Annotated in this window: 13 protein-coding genes and 1 pseudogene; 5 read left to right on the forward strand and 9 right to left on the reverse strand. The window is 71.1% G+C overall.

The features are described 5' to 3' along the window. Positions 1–28: 28 nt before the first annotated feature. Both ACGF3C_RS22220 and ACGF3C_RS22225 read right to left on the reverse strand, forming a co-directional pair. Positions 29–3,214 carry a penicillin acylase family protein gene (locus ACGF3C_RS22220; RefSeq protein ID WP_393224761.1) on the reverse strand — a complete coding sequence of 1,062 codons (3,186 nt, stop codon included), beginning with the start codon at positions 3,212–3,214 and terminating at the stop codon, positions 29–31. Between the two features lie 896 nt (positions 3,215–4,110). Further along, a complete protein-coding gene (locus tag ACGF3C_RS22225) occupies positions 4,111–4,473 on the reverse strand; it encodes a winged helix-turn-helix transcriptional regulator (RefSeq protein ID WP_393224764.1) in 363 nt (120 codons plus the stop codon). A gap of 108 nt (positions 4,474–4,581) precedes the next feature. Here ACGF3C_RS22225 and ACGF3C_RS22230 point away from each other — a divergent pair, with 108 nt between their 5' ends. Then, positions 4,582–5,421 (forward strand): NAD(P)H-binding protein, encoded by an 840-nt coding sequence (locus tag ACGF3C_RS22230; RefSeq protein ID WP_393224767.1) that lies wholly within the window; start codon positions 4,582–4,584, stop codon positions 5,419–5,421. A 64-nt stretch (positions 5,422–5,485) separates the two neighbouring features. On the opposite strand, the gene ACGF3C_RS22235 is transcribed toward ACGF3C_RS22230, so the two are convergent. Continuing rightward, entirely contained in the window at positions 5,486–6,340 is an 855-nt protein-coding gene (locus tag ACGF3C_RS22235) for a hypothetical protein (protein WP_393224770.1), read from the reverse strand. A gap of 189 nt (positions 6,341–6,529) precedes the next feature. On the opposite strand from ACGF3C_RS22235, the gene ACGF3C_RS22240 reads away from it, so the two are divergent. Continuing rightward, positions 6,530–9,385, forward strand: a complete 2,856-nt coding sequence (locus tag ACGF3C_RS22240) for a BTAD domain-containing putative transcriptional regulator (protein WP_393224773.1) — start codon at positions 6,530–6,532, stop codon at positions 9,383–9,385. A 25-nt stretch (positions 9,386–9,410) separates the two neighbouring features. Here the strand turns inward: ACGF3C_RS22240 and ACGF3C_RS22245 are convergent, their stop codons facing one another. Both ACGF3C_RS22245 and ACGF3C_RS22250 read right to left on the reverse strand, forming a co-directional pair. Continuing rightward, a complete protein-coding gene (locus ACGF3C_RS22245; protein ID WP_357223534.1) occupies positions 9,411–9,899 on the reverse strand; it encodes a MarR family transcriptional regulator in 489 nt (162 codons plus the stop codon). Between the two features lie 8 nt (positions 9,900–9,907). Next, positions 9,908–11,155, reverse strand: coding sequence for an FAD-dependent oxidoreductase (locus ACGF3C_RS22250; protein ID WP_393224776.1), 1,248 nt, complete (start codon positions 11,153–11,155; stop codon positions 9,908–9,910). A 158-nt stretch (positions 11,156–11,313) separates the two neighbouring features. Between ACGF3C_RS22250 and ACGF3C_RS22255 the strand changes: the two genes are divergently transcribed. From ACGF3C_RS22255 to ACGF3C_RS22265, 3 genes and pseudogenes are all read left to right on the forward strand, one after another. Continuing rightward, a complete protein-coding gene (locus ACGF3C_RS22255) occupies positions 11,314–12,606 on the forward strand; it encodes a serpin family protein (protein ID WP_357223539.1) in 1,293 nt (430 codons plus the stop codon). A 12-nt stretch (positions 12,607–12,618) separates the two neighbouring features. Beyond that, positions 12,619–12,813 (forward strand): annotated as a pseudogene (locus ACGF3C_RS22260) (VOC family protein); the annotation flags it as partial. Between the two features lie 136 nt (positions 12,814–12,949). Next, a complete protein-coding gene (locus ACGF3C_RS22265; protein WP_357223542.1) occupies positions 12,950–13,432 on the forward strand; it encodes a GNAT family N-acetyltransferase in 483 nt (160 codons plus the stop codon). 96 nt (positions 13,433–13,528) lie between these two features. On the opposite strand, the gene ACGF3C_RS22270 is transcribed toward ACGF3C_RS22265, so the two are convergent. From ACGF3C_RS22270 to ACGF3C_RS22285, 4 genes are all read right to left on the reverse strand, one after another. Continuing rightward, positions 13,529–14,110, reverse strand: a complete 582-nt coding sequence (locus ACGF3C_RS22270; RefSeq protein WP_357223545.1) for a dihydrofolate reductase family protein — start codon at positions 14,108–14,110, stop codon at positions 13,529–13,531. Then, positions 14,020–15,018 carry a helix-turn-helix domain-containing protein gene (locus ACGF3C_RS22275; protein WP_393224780.1) on the reverse strand — a complete coding sequence of 333 codons (999 nt, stop codon included), beginning with the start codon at positions 15,016–15,018 and terminating at the stop codon, positions 14,020–14,022. The genes ACGF3C_RS22270 and ACGF3C_RS22275 overlap by 91 nt, the downstream gene beginning before the upstream one ends. Before the next feature lie 133 nt (positions 15,019–15,151). Next, positions 15,152–15,379 (reverse strand): ferredoxin, encoded by a 228-nt coding sequence (locus tag ACGF3C_RS22280; protein ID WP_357223550.1) that lies wholly within the window; start codon positions 15,377–15,379, stop codon positions 15,152–15,154. Next, a complete protein-coding gene (locus ACGF3C_RS22285) occupies positions 15,376–16,605 on the reverse strand; it encodes a cytochrome P450 (RefSeq protein ID WP_357223552.1) in 1,230 nt (409 codons plus the stop codon). Before ACGF3C_RS22285 ends, ACGF3C_RS22280 begins: the two co-directional genes overlap by 4 nt. Positions 16,606–16,793 lie beyond the last annotated feature (188 nt).

Below are 16,793 nucleotides of genomic sequence, written 5' to 3' on the forward strand. Positions count from 1 at the left end.
GTGATTCCGCCGCCTCCTCCGGGCAGGCTCACTTCCCGTACAGCTCGAATTCGTAGAGCGAGAACCCGTACGAGGTGGCGCGCTTGACCCCGTACACCCGCACGTAGCGGGCGGTGACCGGGGCGAAGGTGGCGTTGTCGACGCCGCCGTTGCCGGTGGTGGTGGCGAACACCGGCGACCAGGAGCTGCCGTCGGCGGAGACCTCGATCCGGTACGAGGTGCCGTGCGCGGCCTCCCACCGCAGCACGGCCCGGCTGACGGTGCGGGCCGCCCCGAGGTCGACCCGGAGCCACTGGTTGTCGTTGTAGCTGCTCGCCCACCGGCTGCCGAGGCTGCCGTCGACCGCCTTGTCCGGCGTGTGGCCCGTCAGGAACTGGGTGCTCGACGCGGTGGCCGGACGGCCCTGCGCCAGGTTGGTGACGTCGTCGCCCCGGCGCGCCGGGAACGAGACGACCTGCTGATAGGTGGGGCGGTTCTGCCAGGCGATCACCGGGTGGGTGATGCCGCCGAGCCCGGAGTGGGCGATCGCGTCGGCACACCACTGGTCGCCGGCCCCGCAGGACTTGTCACCCGGGTAGACGGTGGTGGCCGGCACCGCGGCGGCCTGACCGAGCGCGTCGAGCAGGGCCTGCCGGCATGCGCCGAGGTTGCCGTTGCCGCAGTACGCGCGGCCCAGCCCACCGGCCACCGGGTCGCCGAGCACGGTGCGCAGGTCCTTGTCGACGTAGCCCCACCAGCCGTACTGGAATGACGAGCCCTTGTGCGCCTGGCCCTGCAACGCCCAGTTCGCGGCGCCGTCGCGCCCGCCGTTCTGGCCGCCCGACGGTGCCTCGTTCACCTCGATGGCGTCGACCAGCGAGGCGTAGAGGTCCGGCCCGAGGCCGGGGCGGAACTGCGCCGAGGCCAGTAGCGGCCACCAGGCGTCGAAGATCCGGATGGCGTCGGCGTGCTGGTAGACCTTCGAGCCGGGGGACGTCTCCACCCGGCGGACCCCGGCCTGCTGCCAGGCGCGCAGCTTGCCCACCGCGTCGGCCAGCGCCGGATCGGTGACCGGCGTGCTGTCCAACACCCGCAGCAGATCACCGAGGACCTGTTGGCCGCGCAGGTCGGTCACTGCCGCATCCGCCATGATCTTCACGACGTCGGCGCGACCGAGCTTGCGCTGCGCGATCGCCGCGCGCACCGGGCCGTCGAGCAGCTGAGCCCGGTGTACGGAGCCGAAGCTGAAGTTGCCGTCCGCCGCCCCGAAGTCCCGCGCCTGCTTGTTGTTCCAGCTGACGTAGTAGTCCTGGTTGACCGACTGCGGATGCGCCGACGCCGGGATGTAGGTGGCGTCGTTGGTGTCCGGGTTCCAGCCGGCCCACTCGTACGCCGGCTCGGCCTTCGTGGGCAGGTTCGGATCGGCGGTGGCCGGACGGACCGGGTTCGCGCCGGAGTTGAGGTACGCCGCCTCGGTCGAGTTGACGTAGAACCAGTTGAACGCGTACCCCACGTCGGCTGCGGACGTCTGGAAGGCCGCCGCGCTGCCCATCGCCGACGGGTCGTTGAAGGCCTGGAAGCCGATCGCCGAGTCGGCCTCGTGCCGGTAGGTCGAGCGCAGTTTGGTGAACGCCGTCGGCTGCCCGTTCACCAGGCCCCGATAGGAGACCAGCCCGTACTTGGTGCGCAACGCGCGCAGCGTGTACGAGCCGGCCGGGGTGGAGTCGGCCAGCGTCGGGGTCCAGGAGTTGCGCTGCTCCAGCGCCTCCATGGCGAGGCACTGCCCGTGGTAGAGGTAGCGGTTGGTGCGCAGCGTCGGGGCACTGCCGTCGGTGGTGCACAGCGGCACCGCGTACGTGTCGGTGAGGTCCTGCGACGCGGAGGTGGCGCTCCACGCGTAGTCCTGGCCCCGGCCGAGCAGCACGTAGAGGTTCAGCCCGGCGAACGCCGCGCCACGCGCGCTGATGCCGGGACCCTGCAACTCCTGGAGCATGAGCAGTTGCGGGGCGAAGTAGCCGGTCTGCGGCCCGAACACGGCAACCGGATTGCCCGTGGTGGTGTGCCGTCCGGAGACCACCACCGCGTTGGACATGCCGTGCGCGCGCAGATTGGACAGGCCGCCGAGCAGCTCCTTCGTGGCGGTGCTGGCACCGGTGCGGGCGGCGGCCCCGCCGCTGGCGTCGTACGCGAGGGGTTCGGCGACCACCGAGCCGGCGTCGGGGAGCACCGCGCTCGTCGCGCCCGGCGGCGTCGCCCCGTACGGGAAGCTCTGTCCGTCGTGCAGGGTGAGCACGGTCTCCGGGTCGTTCTGCGAGCGGAACGCCGCCCACACCCGGTCGCCCTCCGTGGCGCCGTACTTCGCGCGGGCGGCCACCCGGACCAGCGCGGACTGGATCTCGCTGCCTCCGCCCCCGCCGAAGAGCCCGCCGATGACGCCGGCGGTGGCGATCAGGTCGGTCATCGTGAAGTGCTTCGGCTTGCCCGCGCCCGCGAGCACGTACTCGCCCGGGTAGTTGTCGTCGGCGATCGACCTGTCGATGTAGGCGTTGATGCCGGCGATGTAGTCGACCACGTCGGTGTAGAGCTGCTGACCCCGGGCGCCCTTGGTGCGCAGCGCGTCCACCTGGGCCTGGAGGTCCGCCTCGGTGTAGGGCGAGTTGGCCCAGACGCTCTGCTCCAGCTCCCGGTTGCCCGGAGCGCCACCGGCGAACGAGGTGACGTTTCCACGGCCGACGTGCCGCAGCAGATCCATCACCCAGAGCCGGTCCTGGGCTCCGGCGTAGCCGGCGCCGAACATGGTGCCGGCGCGGGTTGTGCCGGTGACGTGCGGGACGCCGGTGGCCTTGTCCCGCACGATGGTGACGTCCGATCGCGGGGAGACGGTGCTCTCGACCTGTGCGGCCGGAACACCGAATGAGGCGTCGTTGTAGAAGTGGGCGATCTGCTCGTCGGTCAGCCCGGCGTAGTTGTAGACCAGGTTCGCGTACTCGTCGAGCTGGTCGCTGGAGTGCGCCGGGCGGGTGCCGAGCGCCTGGTGCGCCAGGATGGCGACCAGCGTGGCGTTGCCGTTCTGCCCGGGGGGCAGGATGTCGGCGCACTGGCCGAGGCAGTAGTCGTTGGCGGCGAACGTCGTGGCGGCCAGCGCCGGTGACGGCGGGGTCACCGTCAGGACGCTCGCGGTCAGGACGGCGGCGGTGAACGCCGCGAGCCGGTTACGGAGAGCGGGACGGGGCATGGCGATCCTCCGGGGACGCGGAGTCGGGCCGTACGGTCTCGCCCGGCTACCGGTGCCGACGTCTCGTCCTCCGCGCCCGGGCGTTCCACCCGGAGGTGAGAATCATTCGTGTCGATCTCCGAGCAATGATCGGCGCAGAACCGCCGTCCGGGATACCCGTCGTTCACCACGCGCCAATGCCGACGTTTCGCCGATTTCCCCTCATCGGCTCCCCGGATCACAGCTTTGGTGGTGGCCGGCGACTGCCCCGCCAGCGCATCGAAATGAGTGGCCGCGCCGACCGTTCCGACCTACCGTGCAACGAGGTATCCATCTCCGACGCATTCACGAGAGGACCTGACCCCGCGTGACACCGCCTGCTCTTCAGACCTGACACGTTCCCCGCGCCTGGGTTGCCGACGTCCCCGTCGGTTCGTTCCCATGCCTTCCGTCAGGTCTTTGGAGAGATCATGTCTACGCGTCCTCATACCGCGCTGCCCTGGCCCGCCGGGCGTACCGGGCTTCCCCTGCTCGCACTCGACTGCGTCCACTGCGATTCCGGCATCGGCGACCGGCCGTTCCGCATCACGACCGACGGCGAACTCGTCCACAACAGGCCCCTGGTCGCCTACGGCGCCAGCTTCCCGGGCCAGCATGCGCGCCCGATCCTGGTGACGGGCTCCTCCGGCAGGTCCTCGGGTCGTCGGCCGCCGTTGGGGCGAGAGCATCGCTGGCCCCGCCCGTGGCTGCATCAGGCCGCGGTCCGCGCCCGGTCCGTCCTGACGCGCGAACGAACGTCAGGACCGGCCCGATACCGACGGAGGAGGTGACCACACGGGTGCGTACCCTCGGCCCGCGCTCGGAGCGACCGCCACCGTGATGGCGCCGCCTGAGGTCCCGATCACGTCGGCGCGGCCTCATCGCTGGGCGTCGTAGGCGCGCCGTGCTCGTTCCACCTTTCCGAGGCTGGCGTCGGCCCAGGTTGCCAGGTGCGCGAAGAGCGGACCCAGGCTGGCGCCCAACTCGGTGATCTCGTACTCGACTCTGGGAGGCACCTCGGCGTGATAGGTGCGTGACACGAGCCCGTCACGTTCGAGTTGGCGAAGCCGCTGCGTGAGTACTTTCGGCGTGATGCTCGCCAGTCGGCGTTCCAACTCGACAAAGCGCTGCCGACCGTACTCGTTGAGTGCCCACAGGATGGGTGTGGTCCACCGGCTGAACACGATGTCGACGACCGGCGCGACCGGGCAGGCCAACTCGGGATCTGTCGACTGCTTCATGTGCCCCCCGTCACAAACCCATTACTATCCTCTAGGTACCTACTATATCAACGCTACTAGCGTCTTCTTCGGCCGTGCGAACGACACGGTCGGACTGGAGACCCAGACATGTTTGTCGTGGTAGGAGCAACCGGAAACGTCGGCCGTACGCTCGCGTCAACCCTCGCGGCCTCGGGTGCCGCGGTGACGGCGGTGTCCCGGGGGCGACGGCCGGGCGCCGCACCAGCGGGCATCCGCCACCATCGCGCGGACCTTGAGCAGCCGGAGAGCCTACGCCCGGTGCTCGCCGGCGCCGAGGCGCTGTACCTGCTCGTGGAGGGCGCCGGAGCCCACCTCGACATGCGCGAAATTCTGCGGGTCGCCGCAGCCGGCGGTGTGAGGCGCGTTGTGCTCCAGTCCTCGCAGGCGGTCGCCACCCGACCGGACTCGCCGTCACACGCGCCGCTGCGCGCCATCGAGGATCTCGTTCGTCGATCCGAATTCGGCTGGACGATCCTTCGCCCCGGCGGCTTCGCCTCCAACTCCTTTGCCTGGACCGAATCGGTCCGGGGAAAGCGGACCGTGGCCGCACCGTTCGGCGACGTCGGTCTGCCCGTGGTCGACCCGACCGACATCGCCGAAGTGGCGGCCGCCGTGCTCCTCCACCGCTCGCACGATGGCCGTACCTACGAACTGACCGGCCCGGCCCTGCGCACGCCACGCGAACGGGTCGCCGACCTCGCCGCCGCGCTCGGCGAGCCAATCGACTTCGTGGACCAGACGCCCGACGAAGCCCACGAGCAGTTGCTGCGGTTCATGCCGCCGCCGGTGGTCGAGGGGACGCTGGCGATCCTCGGTGCGCCGACCGAGGCCGAACAACGGATCAGCCCGGACGTTTCCGAGGTCCTGGGCCGATCACCACGCCCCTTCACCGCCTGGGCCACGCGCAACATCGACGCCTTCCGTTGACGGTCGCGCGCAGCCGGCCCCGGCCGCAGAGCCGGGGCCGCCAGCGGCGGCCCCGGCCCCAGGATCAGCTCCCGCAGATGCCGTACGCGTTGAGGCTCCACGACCCGGCGAAGCCGTCGGCGTCCTCGTCCGCTCGCAACCGCACTGTGTTACCCCCGGTGATGTTGACCGCTGTCAGCAGCACCTGACCATTGCCGGCGTTGATGTCCGCGCCCGCGCTGTAGAGGCCCTTGCCGGCCGGGCACGCCTTGATCCGGTTGGAGGACGGGTCGCTCGCGCTCGTCCCCGTCGAGGAGATCCGCTCCAACCCGGCGGGCGCGGTGGCGCAGACCGCGATCGAGGTGGCGCTCCAGCCGGACGGCGAGGTGCCCTGCACCGGGACCGCCCGGACGGTCACCGACGTCAGATCGAACGACGGCACCACCTGGTCGAGCACGACGTCGCCCAGGCCGCTGTTGATCCGCCCACCCATGCCGATGACCTTCTTCGTCCCGCAGCTCGCCGTGACGAACTCCGTGCCGATCGCCCCGGTCGTGGCCACCACCTGGTACCCGGCCGGCGTGGTGGCGCACTGGGCGAGGGCCTGCAGTCCCCAGTCGCCGGTGAAGTTGACCGCGCCCACCTCCCGCATCGTCACGAAGAACCCGATGCCGTTCGCCAGCGGCTCCAACCGGTCCAGCCCGACCCGTCCGGCGGCCGACGAGCCGGCGAGGAGGAAGCCGCCGCCCCCGGTGACCACCTTGCCGGTCGGGCAGGACGCGAACGCCGACTTGTCCAGGCTGCTCTCCGCGGCCGACTGGGTGACCGTCTCCAACCCCGCCGGTTCCGCCGAGGCCGGTGCCGCCCAACCCATGCCGGCCACCACGGCCGCCGTCGACATGACGGCCGTCAGCACGCCCCGCCTCTTGGTTACTCGCATGTCGCTCTCCCTGTCCGCCTCGGCCGACATCAAGCCGGCCCGCCTCCCGCCCGGACCAACAGATCCGGCGACTGAGGAGAGCCTGGGCGGGGCCGCTTGTCGTCCGCTATCCGACCGCTTGGCGCCGGCCGTGCAGGGTCGTGTCGTCCCTAGACTGTGGACGTCCGAACACGACTGAACAGGAAAGCCATGCGGTGGTCCCTCCTCGGCCCCGTCCAGGTGACCGCCGGAGGGCGGGTCCTTCCCATCGACCGCCCTCAGCAACGCGCGGTGCTCGCGCTGCTGCTCCTCAACGCCGACCGTCTGGTGCCCCTCGGGCAGATCGTGTCGGCGCTCTGGGCCGAAGAACCACCCGCCAGCGCCCGGACCCAGGTTCAGGTCTGCGTCTCCCGAATCCGGTCGGCCCTGCGTGAGGTGGGAGCCGCCGACCTGCTGACGACCCAGGGCAGCGGCTACCGGCTCACCGTACCCATGGCCGAGCTGGACCTCGCCGAGTTCACCCTGGCGGTCGAGCGGGCCCGCGCCGAGGAGACAGCCGGCCGGCGGGCAGAGGCGGCGCGACTGCTGCGCGACGGCCTGGCGTTGTGGCGGGGGCCGGCGCTGGCCGGAGCGACCGGAGCCTTCGTCGACGCTGCCGCCACCGGCCTCGACGAGCAACGCCTGCTCGCATACGAGCGACTCGCCGCCGTGGAACTCGGCCTCGGCCGGTTCGCCGCCACCGCGCGTGCCCTACGCCCCCTGGTCGCCGAGCATCCGCTGCGGGAGTCGCTGGTGGCCGGGTATCTGCTCGCCCTGGCCGGCTGCGGCCAGCGGGCCGCCGCGCTGCGGCTCTACACCGAGACCCGCCGCCACCTCGTCGACGAGTTGGGCGTGGAGCCCGGCCCCGAGTTGTGCGAGGCCCACCTGCGGGTGCTGCGGGGGCGGACGCCGGCCGAGCCCACACCTGCGGAGCCCCAGGGCCCGTCTCCGGCGCAGCTTCCCGGCGCCCCCGCCTGGTTCACCGGCCGTGCGACGGCGCTGCGGCAACTGGACGCGCTGCTGCCCGCCGAACTGGCGGGAGCCGCCCGGAACGGCGGCGACGGCGATCCGGGCCGGGCGGTGGTCATCTCCGCCATCGCCGGCACCGCCGGGGTCGGCAAGACCACCCTCGCGGTGCACTGGGCCTACCGGGTCGCACACCGGTACCCGGATGGGCAGCTCTACGTCAACCTGCGCGGGTTCGACCTCGACGGCCGGGCCGTTTCGCCGGGCGAGGCGCTGCGAGGCTTCCTGGAAGCGCTGCACGTGCCGCCCCAGCGGATGCCCACCGACCTGCCCCGGCAGGCCGCCCTGTTCCGGACCCTGCTCGCCGACCGCCGGGTTCTGGTGCTGCTCGACAACGCCCGCGACGAAGAGCAGGTGCGGCCCCTGCTGCCCGGATCCCCCGGAAGCCTGGTCGTGGTGACCAGCCGCAATCGGCTCACCGGCCTGGTGGTGAACGCCGGGGCCCACCCGGTGACGCTGGACGTGCTTCGGCCGGCCGAGGCCCGGGAGCTGCTGGCCGGTCGGCTCGGTCGCGGGCGTGTCGGGCGCGAGGCGGCGGCGCTGGACGAGATCGTGCGCCGCTGCGCCGGCCTGCCGTTGGCCCTGGCCGTCGTCGCGGCCCGCGCCGTCGGGCAGCCCGACGTACCGCTGGGGGCGTTCGCCACCGAACTGCGGGACACCGACCCGGTTCGGCTCACCGCACTGGCCACCGGCGACCCCACGACCGACGTACGGGCGGTCTTCTCCTGGTCGTACCGGGCGTTGGACGCCGACCCGGCCCGGTTGTTCCGGCTGCTCGGGTTGCATCCCGGCCCCGACGCCGGACGGGCGGCGGTGGCCAGCCTCGCTGGCCTGCCGCCGGCTCGGGTCGAACCGCTGCTGGCCGACCTCACCCGGGCGAACCTGCTCACCGAGCGCACCCCCGGCCGGTACGCGATGCACGACCTGCTTCGCGCGTACGCCTCCGAGCTGTGTCACGGCACCGACCCCGAGGCCGAGCGGAAGGCCGCCCGACGCCGCCTGTTCGACCACTACCTGCACGCCTCGCGCGCGGCGGACCACCTGCTCGACCCGTACCGGTTGGCGCGGCCGGCGGCGCTGCCTCCACCCGAGCCGGGTGTGACGGTGGGCGACCGTCCGGAGCACGCGTGGGCGATCGCGTGGTTCGCCGCCGAGCACCACGTCCTGCTGGCGTGTGTGGAGCAGGCAGCGGGCGCCGGCCTGGACCGGCACGTCTGGACGCTGGCGGCGGCCCTCACCACGTACCTCGATCGCAGCGGGCACTGGCCCGAGCTGGCCACCGCGCAACGGACCGCCCTGGCGGCGGCGCTGCGCCGGGGTGACCTGGCCGGTCAGGCCCTGGCGCACCGGGGTCTCGCCATCGCCTGCACCTGGTCGGGCGATCACGAGGCGGCGCACCGGCACTACCGGCGCGACCTGGAGCTGTACCGCGAGTTGGGCGACGACACCGGACGGGCGCACACGCACCTCGGGGTGAGCTGGGTGCTCGCACGGCAGGGCCGGCTGCGGGCGGCTCTCGACGAGACCCGGCTGGCCCTCGACCTGTACCGGGCCGCCGACTACCGGGTCGGGCAGGCCAAGGCGCTCAACAATCTGGGCTGGATGCACGCCCGGCTCGGCGAGCCAGGGCCGGCGCTGCACTGCTGCCAGGCGGCCCTGCGGCTGCACGAGGAGACCGGCGACCGGCACGGCGCGGCGCTGACCTGGGACAGCCTCGGCTTCGTCCACCACGGCCTCGGCGACCACGACCGGGCCGCGGACTGCTACCGGCGGGCGCTGGAGTTGCACCGGGAACTCGGCGACCGCTACGACGAGGCGGAGGTGTTGGACAACCTTGGCGACAGCCTGCAGGCCGCGGGTGACCTCGACGCCGCGCGGCGGGCGTGGCGAGAGGCGCTGACGATCTTCGACGAGCTGCGCCATCCGGACGCCGACCGCCCCAGGGTCAAGCTGGCCGCCCCGGCCGTCCCTGCGGCGTCAGCGGGCGGCGGGGAACCGTAGGTGACGTGGTACGCGCCACGCCGCCTCACGCTGACCGCTGCGCGGTGTCGCCGTCGCGGAGACGGTCCAACTCGGCGAGGTACATCGCCTGCATGCGGTCGTAGTGCCGGACCAGCAGCGCGACCTCCTCGACGCTGTAGCCCTCGACGAGTCGCTCGGCCCGCTCGGCGAACCGCTCGTACGGCCGCTCCAACTCGGCGCCCCGCTCCGGCCGCAGGGTGACGATCAACCGCCGCCGGTCCGCCGGATCGCGCTCGGCGGTCACGTAGCCCGCCTGCTGGAGCCGGCGGAGCATGCTGGTCACCGCCCCGGTGGTGAGGTTGGTTCGCTCGGCGACCTGCCCCGCGGTGGCGGATCCGACGTCCGCCAGGTAGTCCAGGCACTCCAGGTCGCTCACGGTGAGGCCCAGCCGCTCCGCGACGGCGTACCGGAACACCATGGACAGCCGCGACGTCTCCCGCCCGGCGCGCATCAGGTCGGTGATCGCGGACGCACGGGCCGGCTCGTGGGACATGCCGGCAATCATCCCTCCGGTACGGTGACCCGGTGCAGCCGAGGTAGCACGCGGGTCAGCACCCAGTGGGGTGCCGCCGCTCCCCCGGTGAGGCGGCGCATCAGCCTGGTCGCGGTGTCGACGGCCCGGAAGGCGTACCGCACCATCTCGTCCTGGTAGCTGGCGATCGCCTCCTCCACCGGCGCGCCGGCGGCCCGCGCCTCGACCAGCTTGTGGCCGAGCAGGGCGGCGTCACGCAGCGCTGTGTTGCCGCCGTGCGCGCCGAACGGCGGCATGACGTGCACGGCGTCGCCCATCATCGTTGCCCGGGGCACGGCCCACCGACGCGGGCGCTGGCCGGCGGCGAAGAGGTTGAGCACCGTGGCGTCCAGCTCGGCCGTACCGACCAGCCGTCGGATGACCGGGTGGAAGTCAATGCTCATCCCGGAGGCCAGTCTCCACAGCGTCAGCAGGTCGCCCCGGATGCCCATGGGCACCTCCTCCTGCCGGAGCAGCAGTCCCCACATCACGTAGTCGTCGCCGGTGGGCGCATAGCTGCCCGGGGCCAGGCGCGCGAACGCCTCCGACGGGCGTTCGCCGAACCGCATGGAGGTGAAGAAGAAGGCGCGGCCCGGCCGGTCGGCGATGGCCAGGACCCCGCTGCTGTGCAGCGCTTCCGGGATGATGCTCTCACCGTTGCGCCACAGGGGCGACCGGCCGTAGATGCCCGCCATCAGGCTGTTCGCCGGGTTCGCGTCCGGCATGATCTGCGCGCGCAGCGCCGAGCCGACACCGTCCGCACCCACGACGACGCTTGCCGCCGCGGCGCCGCCGTCGGAGAACAGCAGCCGCGGCCGTGCCGGGTCACCGCTGTCGACCGCGACGGCGTCCTTGCCGTAGTGGATGCGCCCGTTCAGCCCGGACTGCAGGATCGACCGCAGGGTCAGCCGGTCGACCTGGCGGGTTGCGTGTGGCTCGTCCTTGAAGGTGATGGTGAATGCGTCCCGCAGCCGGCTGTCGGTGAAGCGTAGGTGCCCGCCGGGCTCGTCGCCGGTGATCAGCGCCAGGTTGTACAGCGAGCGGGGCAGGCTCTCGCGCAGCGCATCCAGGCCGTACCGGTCGAGGATGATCCGATAGCCCTGCCGCCGGACGAAGGGGCCCGGGTCCCGTTCGTAGACGTGCACGTCGATGCCGGCGCGCATCAGGTACTGGGCGAGACAGAGGCCGGAGAGTCCGGCGCCGGCGATCGCCACCGAGAAGTCCGTCGATGTGTTCACGAGGATTATCTTAATGAGTAAGATGATTTGGGCAAGACCGCCGGCCGAGCCGAGGCAGACTCGCTGAAGTGCCGGCACGAGCGACAGGCATCGCTGAGTTTCGATGAATTTCGGCTCGCGCCTGGTGGGTTTCCGTGGGACTGCCCTAACCTCCATATATGGTCTCGCGTCGATCCGTTCTGCGGGCGGTCCCGCTCGCGGCAGCTGCCCTCACCGCCGCCCCGGGTGATCTTCGTTGGCCCGGCCCGCCGTCCACCTCGGCGGACACGGACCGCGTACCACCCGACCCGGCCACGATGCAGGCCACCGCCACCGCCGTTCGCGGCTTCACGGCCGACCTCTACCGCACCGTGGCGGCGACCCGGGCAGGCGGCAATGTGGTGTGCGCGCCGTACTCGGTCGGACTCGCGCTCGCGATGACCAGGGCGGGCGCCCGCACGACCACGGCGGACGAGATGGACACGGTGCTTCACGCGCCGCGTCCGCGCCCCTGCGCGCTCGACCACGGACTCAACACCGTCGAGCAGGCGCTCGCCGGCCGTTACCAGGACGGTGACGGAGTCAAGCAGCCTCGGCTGACCACCGCCAACGCGCTGTGGACGCGCCTCGATCTGGTCCTGCGACCCAGGTTCCGGGACACCCTGGCCGGCTATTACGGTGCCACGCCACGACCGGTCGACTTCCGCGGCGCGCCCGAGGTAGCCCGACAGGAGATCAACACCTGGGTGTCCGATCGGACCAACGCGAAGATCCCAGAGCTGTTGCAGTCCGACGCCGTGAGCCCCGACACCAGCCTGATCCTGACAAACACGCTCTACCTCAAGGCGGCCTGGAAGTACCCGTTCACTACGGCGGCCACCGCGACGGGACCGTTCACCAGAGATGACGGGACCGTCGTCGACGTCCCGACCATGCGCGGTCCGTTCGACCGGATGGGCTACCTCGAGGGAGACGGCTGGCGCGCAGTCGACGTGCCGTACGCGGGCGACGGGCTTGCCATGGCCATCGTCATGCCCACCCGGGACGATCTCGCCACGGTCGAGGCGAGCCTCGATGCGACCTGGCTGGGCGCGTTGCTGACCGGGTTCCAGATCACCGACGTCGAACTGCGCCTGCCCCGGTGGACGTTCCGCCTGCCAGCCGAGCTTCGTGCCGCGCTGAGCAGCCTCGGCATGCCCACCGCGTTCACGTCACAGGCCGACTTCACCGGCATGAGCACCCAACCGGCCCTGTCCATCGACGACGTGGTGCACGAGACGTTCATCGCGGTGGACGAGAAGGGTACCGAGGCCGCAGCCGCGTCGGCCGTCATCGTCCGGCCGCCGTCGATCCCGCAAGGGCCGCAGTTCTTCGTCAACCGGCCATTCCTGTACGTCATTCACGACCGGCTCACCGGCGTACCGCTGTTCCTCGGCCGGGTCCACGACCCGCTGGCCGAGGGCCCAGCCTGAGCGGACGGGACCAACGGAGAAGGCCAACGCGCCGCAATCGGTAACCAGCTAGCTGGCCGAGTGGGCTTTTTCTTCCGCGCCGACGACTTCGACGCCGCTTACCGGCTGATGGTCGAGGCCGATGTCACCTTCGTCCGGGAACCGCGGACCGAGCCGGCAGCTTTGGCGAATACTCCGTGCCACGAATGCGATGGCAGCGCCCCGTAGGATTCCTGTCATGAGTTGCTTCGCCGCTTGGCGTATTCGCCACTGAGGGTCGGCTCGCCGCCGTTCCGGCCGCCGGCCGGCCATCTGATGCCCGGTTTGTTGGCTTTCAGGACCTCAGCTCGAGAGGCACACTCACATGCGTATCCGCTCGTTCCTTCAGCATGACCTGGCCCGGCTCACCGAACTGACCATCGAGACGTTCGGACCGTTCTACGAAGACTCCTTCCGCCCTCTGCTGGGCGAGGTCGTCTTCACCAACCAGCACGGCAAGTGGCGCGACGACTACGTCAAGCAGGTTGCCGAGCTCCATGACCCCGCCGCGCACCGGTACGTTGCGGTCGCCGAGAGCAACGGCACCATCGCCGGCTACGTGGCCTGGGCGGTAGAGCCTCAGTGCCGCAATGCCAACGTCACCATCCTCGCCGTGTCCGCGGAGCACCGCCGGCTCGGCGCGGGCACCGTGCTGTGCGAGCATGCGTTCGCGGCGATGCGGGAACTCGGCGCCGAGGTCGTCATGATCGGCACGGGCGGGGACGAGTTCCATGCGCCCGCCCGAGCCCTGTACGAAGCACTGGGCTGCACGCCGCTGCCGGTCGCCGTCTACTACCGGGAACTCTGATCTGATCCGGGCGGGGTGCGGCGACGCACCCCGCCCGGTCACAGCGTCTTCCATCTGGACACTGCCTGCTCAACACCCGCCGCCCGCCCAGATCGGTCAACGGCGCACCCGATAGCGCAGGTGAAGCACCCGGTTGCCCTGAATCACCACGTCAGGATCCCCCAACAGGTGCTGCGCGTGGACCGACCCGAAGTAGCGCTTTCCGGACCCGAACACCACGGGTACGACGTCCATGCGCACCTCGTCGACCAGGCCCGCGGCAAGCACCTGACCGCCGACGTCGCCAGCGGCGACCTCGACGATGCGGTCACCCGCGAGCTCCTGCGCCTTGGCCACGGCTGCCGTGACACCGTCGACGAAGTGGAACGGCGCTTCGGGGTCCCAGCCCTCGGGTTTCGGCCGGTGCGTCACGACGACCACGTGGTCGATCCCGCTCGGCGGCTTACCGTCCCAGCCGTCGGTCATGTCGAAGACGTGGCGGCCGGCGATCGTCACCCCGATCCGGTCCCAGTACGGCCGGACGTAGTCGTAGGACGTCTGTGACACCTTCAACGCGCCGCTCTCGTCCAACGGGACGTCACCGCTGGTCAACCAGTCGAACAGTGGTCCGGGCTGGTCGTTCTCGTCCGCGATGAAGCCGTCCACCGACACCGAGCTGTACATGACCACGTCGCCCATCGGCGCGCTCCTCTGCTTGGGGATGCCCTCAGGTTAGAGTTCCGTGGACTGTCGCTCTTGTAAGGAATCAATCGCTCGGTAGCGGCCAGCCGTCCAGCACGTGACCAGGATGTTCGCGCAGGAACCGCCGCCGGACCTCGACGTACCGGGTGGGTGTGAGCCCGGTGAAGGGCCCTGAACTCGTGGCCGAAGTGGGCCTGGTCGAAGTAGCCGGCGCCACCGGCGAGGTCGGCCCAGTCGATCGGCTCGGCGGGGTTGATCGAGAGCACGGTGGCGGCGAAGCGGTAGGTGCGGGCAAACCGTTTCGGTGTGACGCCGACGAGTTCCTTGAACCGCCGCGCGAGGTGAGTGCTGCTGACACCGGCGGAAACCCTCAGGTCGTCGATCGCCACCGCCCCACTGGTCGCGGCGATGATGCGGCTCGTATGGCGGACCAGCCCCAGGCCGGCCGCGTCGCCCAGCCGTCGCATCAGCTCGTCCTCAAGCAGCGTCAGCATCTCGTGGGGTCCCTCGGCCGTGGCCAGCCGGTCTCGCAGCTCAGCGATGGCGGGCCGGCCCCACACCTGCTCCACCGTCGCCGGCCGGTCACACAGCTCCACCGCGGGCATCGGCAGGAACGGTGCCATCCCCCACGGCTTGAAGTGCACGCCGACGGACCGGGTCCGGAGTGGGTAGCCGAAATCGAACGCACGGGTGGGCGTGGTGACCACGCAGCCGTCGGCGTACTCGGCCGTCTGGACGTCGGCGCCGGCGCGGATGCGGAACGGTGCCCCGAGGTTGACGATGAAGAACGCCGCCGGACTTGCCGGCAGCGTCAGCCGGGCGTACGGCGGCGCACCCTCCAGGTAGTAGAGGTCGTCGATCAGCCCGTCCAGCGGCGGTCGCGGCACTCTGGACACGTACTCCACGCCCACAGTATCGCTGGCGCCGCGGGACACTGAGCTGTCCACCACGCAGAGCGACCGCATCGTCGCTGATCTCAAGAAGCACCCGCACCACCTGCCCACCTCGTGGGCGCAGACGGCCCGGCTCGATGTCAGGTCACTCCTGCGGCGCAATCAGTCGGTCGTCGGTGACGTCGTGGACCGTGATCGCCTCCACCGGGCACGAGTCGGCGGCGTCGAGGATGACGTCGTCCGGGGCGACGACGTCGGTCAGCGGCGTGGACCGGCCGTCGACCAGGCGGAAGTGCTCGGGCGCGGTGCCGGCGCAGATGCTCGTGCCGATGCAGCGGCCCGAGTCCACCCCGATTCGCCAGGCGGTGCTCACCAGGCCACCGGCATGCCGAGCAGGCCCCGCACCAACATGCCCCGCTTCCACCGCAGTTCGGTTTCCGGTACGGCGAGCCGCAACCCGGGCAGGCGAGTCACGAGGGTGGCGACGGCGACCTGCAACTCCATGCGGGCCAGCTGCGCGCCGACGCAGTGGTGTACGCCGTGCCCAAAGCCCAGGTGCGGGTTCTGCTCACGCGCGAGATCCAGCCGGTCCGGGTCGGCGAAGACGGTACCGTCCCGATTCGCCGACGACAGTGAGCCGAGAACCGGCTCACCTGCCCGGACCAGCACCCCGCCGACCTCGACGTCCTCCTTGGCGTACCGGGCGAATGAGGAGCCGACGCCGAGCGGCACGTACCGCAGCAGTTCCTCGACCGCGGCCGGCACCAGCGACGGGTCGGCCCGCAGCCGAGCGAGCTGGTCCGGGTTGTGCAGCAGGACGTAGACGAAGTTGGGGATCTGCGTGACTGTGGTCTCGTGGCCGGCCGCGAGCAGCCCTGCGGCCAGCTCCACCAGCTCGGTCTCGCTGAGCCGATCCTGGTTCTCGTCGCGGGCCCGCACCAACGCGCCGAGCAGGTCGTCGATCCCCGGCTCGCGGCGGCGCTCGGCGACCAGACCACCGATGTAGCCCCAGAGGTTGTTCAGGTACTCCTGGATCGTCTCCGCGGGCAGGGAGGTGGTCGAGACGATCGCCTCGGACCAGATGTGGAAGCGGTCGCGGTCGGCGTACGGGACCCCGAGCAGCTCACAGATCACCTGGATCGGCAGCGGCGTGGCGACGTGCTCCACCATGTCGGCCGGAGGACCGAGCTGGACCATGTTGTCGACCAACGCGTCGGCGATCTCCTGGGTTCGGGGTCGCAGCGCCTCCACCCGACGTGCCGTGAACGCCTTCGCCACCAGCCGGCGCAGCCGGGTGTGATCGGGCGGGTCCATTGTCAGCATGCCGCTGTACTGCTGGCGCGGGGTGAGCCGGGGCTCGTCGCGCTGGACGGCCGGGGCGCGGCCGAACCGCACGTCGCCGAGGACCGTACGGACGTCCTCGTACCGGGTGGCGAGCCACGCCTCCTCGCCGTAGGGAAGCTTCACCCGGGTCATCGGTTCGTTCTCGCGCAGCTCGCCATAGGTCGGATCGACGACCAGGCGGTCGGGCACACTGAACGGGTACGGCCGCGCGGGCGGGAGGCTTCGGCTCTCGGTGGTCTGCGCGCTCTCCGTCATCCGGATTCCCTTCGTCGAGACGGCGTGGATCCTCAGGTCGGCACCACGTTCGTAGCGGCGCCGGATTGCCGGCGTCCAGGGCTTGCGGACGGAACACATCAACGCTCAGTAATCCATCGATGTCGGATCGTAGCGGGAGATGTCGATGATCGCCATGGAGGCCGGTCCGCGTCGCCGAGGTGCGGCAG

The organism is Micromonospora sp. NPDC047762, from assembly GCF_043204655.1.
In the GTDB taxonomy this organism is placed as follows: Bacteria; Actinomycetota; Actinomycetes; order Mycobacteriales; family Micromonosporaceae; genus Micromonospora.